This is a genomic window from Candidatus Fermentibacter sp. (genome assembly GCA_030373045.1).
Classification (GTDB): domain Bacteria; phylum Fermentibacterota; class Fermentibacteria; order Fermentibacterales; family Fermentibacteraceae; genus Fermentibacter.
Map to the genome: position 1 here is coordinate 77,146 of JAUCPW010000047.1, position 7,860 is coordinate 85,005.

The 7,860-nt window shown below is 57.3% G+C and carries 5 protein-coding genes; all 5 read left to right on the forward strand.

Annotated elements, in window-relative coordinates; translation table 11 throughout:
* The first annotated feature begins 63 nt into the window (after positions 1 to 63).
* Positions 64 to 1,239 carry an Ig-like domain-containing protein gene (locus QUS11_08375; protein ID MDM7993314.1) on the forward strand — a complete coding sequence of 392 codons (1,176 nt, stop codon included), beginning with the start codon at positions 64 to 66 and terminating at the stop codon, positions 1,237 to 1,239.
* A complete protein-coding gene (locus QUS11_08380) occupies positions 1,232 to 2,695 on the forward strand; it encodes an exo-alpha-sialidase (protein MDM7993315.1) in 1,464 nt (487 codons plus the stop codon). The genes QUS11_08375 and QUS11_08380 overlap by 8 nt, the downstream gene beginning before the upstream one ends.
* A 24-nt stretch (positions 2,696 to 2,719) precedes the next feature.
* Positions 2,720 to 3,121 (forward strand): hypothetical protein, encoded by a 402-nt coding sequence (locus tag QUS11_08385; protein MDM7993316.1) that lies wholly within the window; start codon positions 2,720 to 2,722, stop codon positions 3,119 to 3,121.
* Positions 3,122 to 3,633: 512 nt separating this feature from the next.
* The gene (locus tag QUS11_08390) at positions 3,634 to 4,902 is read left to right on the forward strand and encodes a hypothetical protein (protein ID MDM7993317.1); all 1,269 of its coding nucleotides are present in this window, start codon (positions 3,634 to 3,636) and stop codon (positions 4,900 to 4,902) included.
* Between the two features lie 336 nt (positions 4,903 to 5,238).
* The coding region (locus tag QUS11_08395) for a VCBS repeat-containing protein (GenBank protein MDM7993318.1) at positions 5,239 to 7,860 on the forward strand (2,622 nt) is incomplete at its 3' end.

The window sequence follows — 7,860 nt, forward strand, 5'->3', positions numbered from 1 at the left end:
AGGCTGTCCACAAAACCGGGGCCACTTCAGTATCACCCGACGAATCCATCACTCAACGATGAGATGGATCTCGTCCCGGACGTCCTCCTGGGCAGGATTCCCGTTCACTCGATGATCGAGGTCAATGCGCTCGCAACAAGGCTAGTGAGTTATCAGAAGCGCTTGCCACGTGAGACCGAGCCATCCTATGACCTGTTGATCGTCAGTGCAAACGTAGATCAGTTTTACGGCGAGCAGCAGTTACCGGAGACGTGGCGGCACTTCGTCGAGATTACTGAACCTGTACCGAGCCAGTATGACCTCTTCTGGGTGGCTGAGGAAGGCTGCCTGCAATCACCATATGAGGAGATCTCCCCAGCCACTATCTCGGCTTTTCTCGACGGTTCTGCAGAATCGGGAGGAGGTTCCTGGAGAGTTGATTTTGGCGGGCATGGCGGCTGGGACATGTTAGCTGCCAACTATGACGGCTACCCGGATACTGATGCTGAGAAGGTCTTCCCCTCGGATCTTAGAGACCTTGTCGGCTCCGGAGGGATGTTCTGCACCGCCTGGGCGTTCAACTGCGGTACAGGCCAGTTCTGGAACCCCCTCGCAGACACCACGATCTGTGAGACATGGCTTGGTATCGACAGTCAATCGTCAGATGCCCCACTGGGGCCTTCATATGTCGGGAATGTCTATCAGGGACTGAACAGTCTTGAGGTAGGAGGGAGTCCGAGCCATCTGCTGAACAGGTGGTTCCTCGATGTTCTGTATAATCAGCAACCAGCTGTAGGAGCCAGAGGACAAGCGACTGTCTTCAATCAGGCCAAGCTGGCCTACATAGATCAGTGGCTCTCCTATCCCCCCGGAGTGATCCCCCCACCCATAGAGATCACTCCCGGTGACGTAGTCGAGCCGATGTGGGACCTCCTGAACTTCAACCTGATCGGCGATCCGGCCTGCCCCCTGTGGCTGACAGAGCCGCTCGGCATGACGGTACAGCATGTGACCATACTTAATGCTCCGGTTCAGTTCACGGTTACCGTCACTGATGCCGGTAACCAGCCTATTCAGGGCGCGAGGGTGTGCCTCCTCCTGGAAAGGAACTCCTCCTTCGTGATCTACAGGCGCGGGCAAACGAATTCCTCCGGGCAGTACAGCGTCTATCTTGATCCATCCTCCGCGGGGACCATGACTGTGACTGTGACCAAGGAGGGATATCTGCCCTATCAGGGATCGGTAGCCGTCCGTGTCTAGTCTGACGATGACACTCCTTGCGCTCGTGCTGGTCTCCGACCCGACGATCTGGTTCGGGGCACCAGTCAGGCTGGACACATTCACAGATCCCACGATCGGTAACACCGACATCGCCTCGGATGGAGGGAGCTGGATCTGCGTGGTCTGGGACGGGCGTGACGGCACTGAGCCCGAGATGGCATGGGCGAGCGTTTCTGCTGATGCAGGTGCCTCCTGGGGAATCCCTTGGGAGATCACCGATTCTGAAAACGCCAGCCCGTACAAAGTCAGGGTATGCGCAGACACCTCCGGGGTGTTCCATGCGGTATGGGAGGACTACAGGGGTCCCGAACCGTATGCAGTCTACTACTCCAGGTCAGTGGATGGGGGAGCAACATGGCTTCAGCCTAACGTGAGGATCAGCATCGAGGGAGCGCGATGTTACATGCCGGTGATCTCTTGCGATAATGAGGGAGATCTCCTGGTTTGCGTTTATGGGAATATGGATGACAATCGCCGAGTGTATTCCACTCACTCCACTGATGGCGGATTGACTTGGGAGATCGGCACACCAGTGGGAGATAGTACGGGCCTTCAGTACTCTGCCGAGGTTGCCTATCTGGGAGGCTCATCATTCATTGCCGCGTGGTCGGATGGCAGACCCACAGGAGGCGACAGCAACATCTATTGTTCGATCAGTGCCGATGGGGGAGCATCATGGTTGCAGCCCAACATCCCCATCCCGACAGGGGGATACCCGGTTCAGCATTGTAGCATCAGAATGGACTACAACTTGACCGATCTATGCTTGAGTTGGATATCCCAATTCGCGACAAGAACGATCCACGCCTATGTCCAATATCAGAGATCTACGGATGGCGGCCTTACATGGCTGCCGGAGCCGGTTCGCGTCGACGCCGGAGATGAAGACTGGCGAAGGTATGGAGGGGTATGGAGCCCGCCGGGCGGGCCGATCTTCGCATCCTGGTGCGAGCATACGGGGCTTGAGTGGCCGTCATGGGCTACCTGTTCGATGAGTCTGGACGGGGGGATGACCTGGAGCGACTCCCCGGCCGTGGCGAACCCCGGGACCGGCGAGGCCAACACATGCGCTTTGTCAGGCAACGATCAGGATGGCTCGGTCTACATGTGCTGGAACAACCAGATCACTGGAGGCGTCTTCTTCGCACGAGCAGACGTTCAGGAATCGATTCCCGAAGACCCGGACTTTCCATCCAGCTTGATCACCGCCAATCCTTGTCCTGCTTCGGGGTTGGTGCAGATCGACCTACCTGAGGGTATCCCGGGGCAGGTAATGGTCATCGACACGGCAGGCCGTCTTGTGGCTACTCTCGAGGCTTCGGGCTCGGGGACGGATCTCATCTGGGACAGCAGCGGCAGCCCGTCTGGGGTCTACTCGGTCCGATTTCAGTCGGGAACCTGGTCGTCGACGGCTAGAGTCGTTGTATTTCACTAGTCCGGACCATTGCCCCATTAAATGATGAAGAACCCGGTGAAGAACCCGACGAGACAAATCTGGTACACCGGCCTTTGGTCCAGTCGAACCAGCCCACGTGCCACTTTCAGGATCTCCATATCCAGACCTGACATCAGGATAGCCCGGCAGAATCCCCGCTGTTATCGCAACCCGGTCAACTTCGCGATGGAGCTCCTGGCCGAAATGACCACGGACCACCTCACGAGACAGGAACTCGCCGCCCGGCATGGCTTCAGTCTGGACCGGGTGATCCAGTGGCTGGCGCTGTTGAAGCTGCCGAAAGAGAAGCTCGAGGAGATCGCGGCGCTGGGCGACTACTGGGAACACCCCGTGATGACGGAGAGGGGATTGAGGAGAAGAAGGAGATGTACTCGATTCCGTGTCGAGAGCCAGTCGACTCCTTGAAATGGATGGTACCTCTCCACGTCGAAGATACCAGCGCGGTTCCTTCGGATTATTGCAGTATGAGCGAAAGCCCGCTTTATATCTCTCCATGATGTACGAGATGCATCATCTCAGCTCAGTTGGATGATATGCAGAAGCTGGAGTGCTCGCCTTGGAGTAAAGCACTCTCTCTCCAGACTCTCTGTGTGCTGTCGCAAATGCAACTCAGTCAAATTTTTACCTGTGTCATGCGACCACGCTATGTCAAAGAGGAGACGCAATCCGTTCCATGCAACAGCCCTTGACTCAGATGATTGAGTTGATGAGCATACCGCTGTCTTGCCTGACATGCTCGAAGGGGAGTGCGTGAGACGGCACGAAAACGCATCATCCATGAAAGCGCTACCTACCTACCTACCTACCTACCTACCTACCTCTCCTCCCCTCTCCCTAGCTCCGGATCGTATCCAGGAAACAGTTGCCTCCCGGGAGGCGTCAGGGTATCTCCTTGCATCAGGAACTGGAGGGCATGAATGAAGCCGTTGCTCGCGCTCGCGCTCGTCTTCTCCCTCTCCCACGCCGACATCCAGGTTACGGAGCTCTTTCGGGCGGAGACGCCGGAGGAGCTCGAAGCCGCCCTTGTTGACGGCTATCCCATGCCGTGGCTCGCCGAAGTCCTGGCCGACTCGACCATCCCCGAGGAGGACCGCTACTGGCTGGATTGCCGGATGAGGGCGGTCATCGCGCAGGACCTGCACCTCTTCTACGACGAGGAAGGGAACGAGATCAGGATCGACGCGGACTGGATTGCTCCCGGTGAAGACTACTGGCGTGAAAACTTCATGGTGAATGGTCGAGGAGCAGAATACCTGTACGACCGATCGGATCAGCCGACAGATGTGATCTCCGAGCCGGGTAAACTAGTTAACCGCTTTGGCGAGGAGATCGGGCAGCTGGCTATGGTGCATAGATTTATAAGGATATGCAGAGATGCATCAATTGGGGTTTCGATTTCCGGATGGCATGATATTTACAGTGCTTTCGGACGAGTATCTTGTTTCGTTTGCCTTCTTTCCCCCAATGGAACCTACAAAGAGGTTCCGATAGGATTCTCGGGCTATTCAAATATCTCCATAAGCAACGATGGATGCCTGATCGCGGTGGAGACCGAAGTGCCTGAGGGCTCCGATCTCGGAGAAGCATTCACGGGTCTGGTCTTCCTTCTCGATCGCGAAGGAAACATCCTCTCCCGCTTCCCGATGGCCGATGGCGTGATGAATGGAGCGCCGGCAGTCTCCTCGACGGGCAGATATGTTGCGTGTAAGCAGAACTCGATACCCGAGAGAGGTGTCTTTCTTCTTGATGGGGAAACAGGGCAACTCCTCCACAGGTTCGGAGAGGACATCGTTGGGCATAGCCTGTCATTCTCGCAGAACGAGCGATATCTCTGTATCGGTGGTCTGCACAGGCCGCTCGTTTACGATTGCGAAAATCTGGAAGAGGTCTGGACCGTTTCGACCTCGGAACTGGGTGACCATCTGTCTCTGCGCGCGGGCAGTTGTTCGAACGATGGGCTGACGGTTGCCTTCAGTTCGAGGCAGTCTCAGCCCTATCGCTTCGGAACCATCGTGTTCGATGGAGACGGTGCTCCGCAATGCTGGAATCTGACCCGAGGTAATATCCACGTATCTCCAGCTGGCTCGTTCACTTTCGCCCAGTGCTACGATTCCGTCGAACCCAACTCCTGGAACGATTTCCTGTGCGTTCCCGTGATCGTGAACCGTCTCGATGGCGGTGAGTAGAATGAAGCAGATGATTGCGATCATGCTTCTTCCAACTCTTGTTTCGGCTATTCCATGGCCGCTCATCCCTGCCGACAGTACACACAAGATCGACGGTAGTTATGGAGGCTCAAACATTCCATGGCTCGATGCTTCCCCGAGCAATCCAATGGGCAACTTCCATTCAGGAATCGACCTAATCCTGACGGAACTGACCCTTCCCGGGCAGGAGGAAGTCGTCTACTCGGTCGAAGCCGGATACGTAACGGATGTAATGGATGGGTCCCTCCAAGCGCGGAGCAGTGGTTCGTCATCTGCGAGTCTCTAGACTCGGAAGAGGGCTGGGCGTATCTGCATGTGGCGAATCCGTTCGGTATTGAGAAGGAAGATTCCCTCTCCTTATACGACTCGCTCGCCTGCATTCATCAGGACACTTCATCTACTTCTCATCTTCACTTCATGAGATCGGGTCGGGAATTCAGCACAGCATACGGGCCTGCTGGGCATCTGAATCCCCTTTCTGTACTCGATCCTTCGGCGACCGGATCGGACTACGAATGGCAGTTCGATCCCCAGCCCCAGAGCCCGCAGCATCCATGGTGTTACTTTCTGACAGACAACACAATAGAGAGTTGGGAAGACGATTGGATCGTTTCGACCGACATATACGCCGACACCCTATCGACGGATAACCTCCATGGTTCTGTCGACCTCATACAGGGATTCAGTCTCTGGGGATACGGAGACTGCGGGATCCAGCCCGGGATCGGCGAGAGCTGGCTCGTACCTTACCGTATTCGATGGGACCTTGTGCTCAAGGGTGAGAATCCCGCCTCAGACCAGGTTCTCGTTGAAAAGTACCTTGTCAGTTTCGACGGAATCGTAGGAGACTATGATGACTGGGAGAAGTACAGACAGTTCTTCTTCAGATTCCCCGATCTCCAGACATACTTCCCGGGTTACTCCGGCGATATCATCTGCCTGACGAACTGTGGAGATGCCACTGGCTGGACCGGATTGGGGATAAGCAATATCGAGGAGGGCTGCTGGAACACTGCACTGGCGCTTGATGGGACCGGCGAGAACTACAACCCGATCCTGCAGGATTCATCTGCTTCAGACGGATTCTACAGGATAGACGTGACGGCATACGCCTGGGACACTACGGATTCTCAGCGAGTCAGCATCGACTGCCGGGTATGCAACACCCGCGAGATAGCCCAGTCGGTGGTGCTGACGGATGCTGCCAGCCGTTCCGAGGTATGGCGAGCCGAGTGGGAGGCTGTAGAGACTGCCAACGGATTCGAGCCTGTGAAGAACGTGCTGGTCGACGCACCTGCGGATCCCGGCAGCACGCTGGAGATCGAGATCGTGTTCACGGGGCCGATGGACACGTCGGTGGAGCCGTTCGTGCGGTTCGCGAAGGCGGGCGGGACATATCTGGTGGCCGATCCTGCCACGGTGGAATGGACATCGACGTATCTGCCGTCGGGCTACTACGACACCTGGCACGGGACGGTGGATGTGCCGTCGTCGGGGATGTCGGGCTGGCTGACGATGCAGATCAAGGCGAAGGACAACACTGGGCTGGGTCTTCTCGATCCCTCGGATGCCGATCCCGATCCTCCGGTGATGGACAGGTACGAGGACTACACGGACACTCATCACGGCTTCGGGATAGCGTTCGGGCCGGAGACGGTGTGGGACGGCGAACTGAATCATCAGGTGGAGAGTTCGCCGGTGCTTGCTGACATGGACGGTGATGGCGATCTCGACGTCGGGATATTGGACCGCGACGGTTGGGTGCATCTGCTCGACGACGACGGAACGAGCATGAACACCAACTGGCCCAGTTCAGGAAGCTGGGAGCCGTGGTTCCCGTATCCTGTGCGCTGCAGTCCCGCAATTGCAGATCTGGATGAGGATGGCGACCTGGATATCGTTTATCAGGGATCATGGACCGGGCAGGCATGTGACGTGGCTACAGGAGACGATATCGATGGGTGGCTCGTCGAATGCGGCACATCAGGCAGCCCCGGGTACTTCTGCAGCTATTCGTCGCCGTCAGTCGGGGATACAGACGGGGATGATCATCTCGAGGTCGTAATTGGACGCGTCATCAGTGATACAACAGATCTGAAGAGTTCTGTCTTCCTGTTCGAGGATACTGGAGGGACAGCAACCTGGTCCAGGACGTTGACCCCGACGAGTACGGGCGTGTCGATCTGTGCCACGCCGGTGATAGGGGACGTGGATGGTGATGACGATGTCGATGTTCTCGTCGCAACCGCAGACGACTACTTCCAGGACATCTACTCGCCCGGCATGCCAGCAGCAACCAACCAGAGTGCCGTTTACCTGCTGAATAGCTCTACCGGGGCCACGATCTGGCAGCAGACGTTTCCATACTGCCAGATCCTCGGTTCGCCGGTAGTCGCTGATCTCGAAGGCGACGAAACGAACGAGGTGATCTTCGGGACGGCGAATGCGCCGACATCATACCGCAAGATCCACATCCTCAGCGGAGAGACGGGTTCTATCGAGCACAGCCTGTCGGTACCGGGCTGGGTGATGGGTCCGGTCGGGATCGGCGATCTGGACGAGGATGGGTATCTCGACATCGTGGCGGGGGTGAATGGAACCCCCGGTCAGATCTACGCCTGGTCGGGCGCCGGGAGCCATGCTCTGCTTCCGGGCTTCCCTGCCAGTGTGATTGGTAATCCATGCGGCGGTATCAGCATCGTCGACATGGATGCCGACTTCGAGCTGGAGATAGTGGCTGGAACAAGCAGCGGCTGGCTCTATGCGGTCAACCCCGATGGGAGCGTCTGCACGGGCTTCCCCGTGGACACCGGCTCGAGCACCATGGGCCAGGTGGCGGCGGGGGACATCGACGGAGACGGTTCGCTCGAGCTCGTCGGCGCGGATGCAACCCTTGCGCAAGCCTGGTGCTACGACATGGGCTCCGGGTCGTACCCG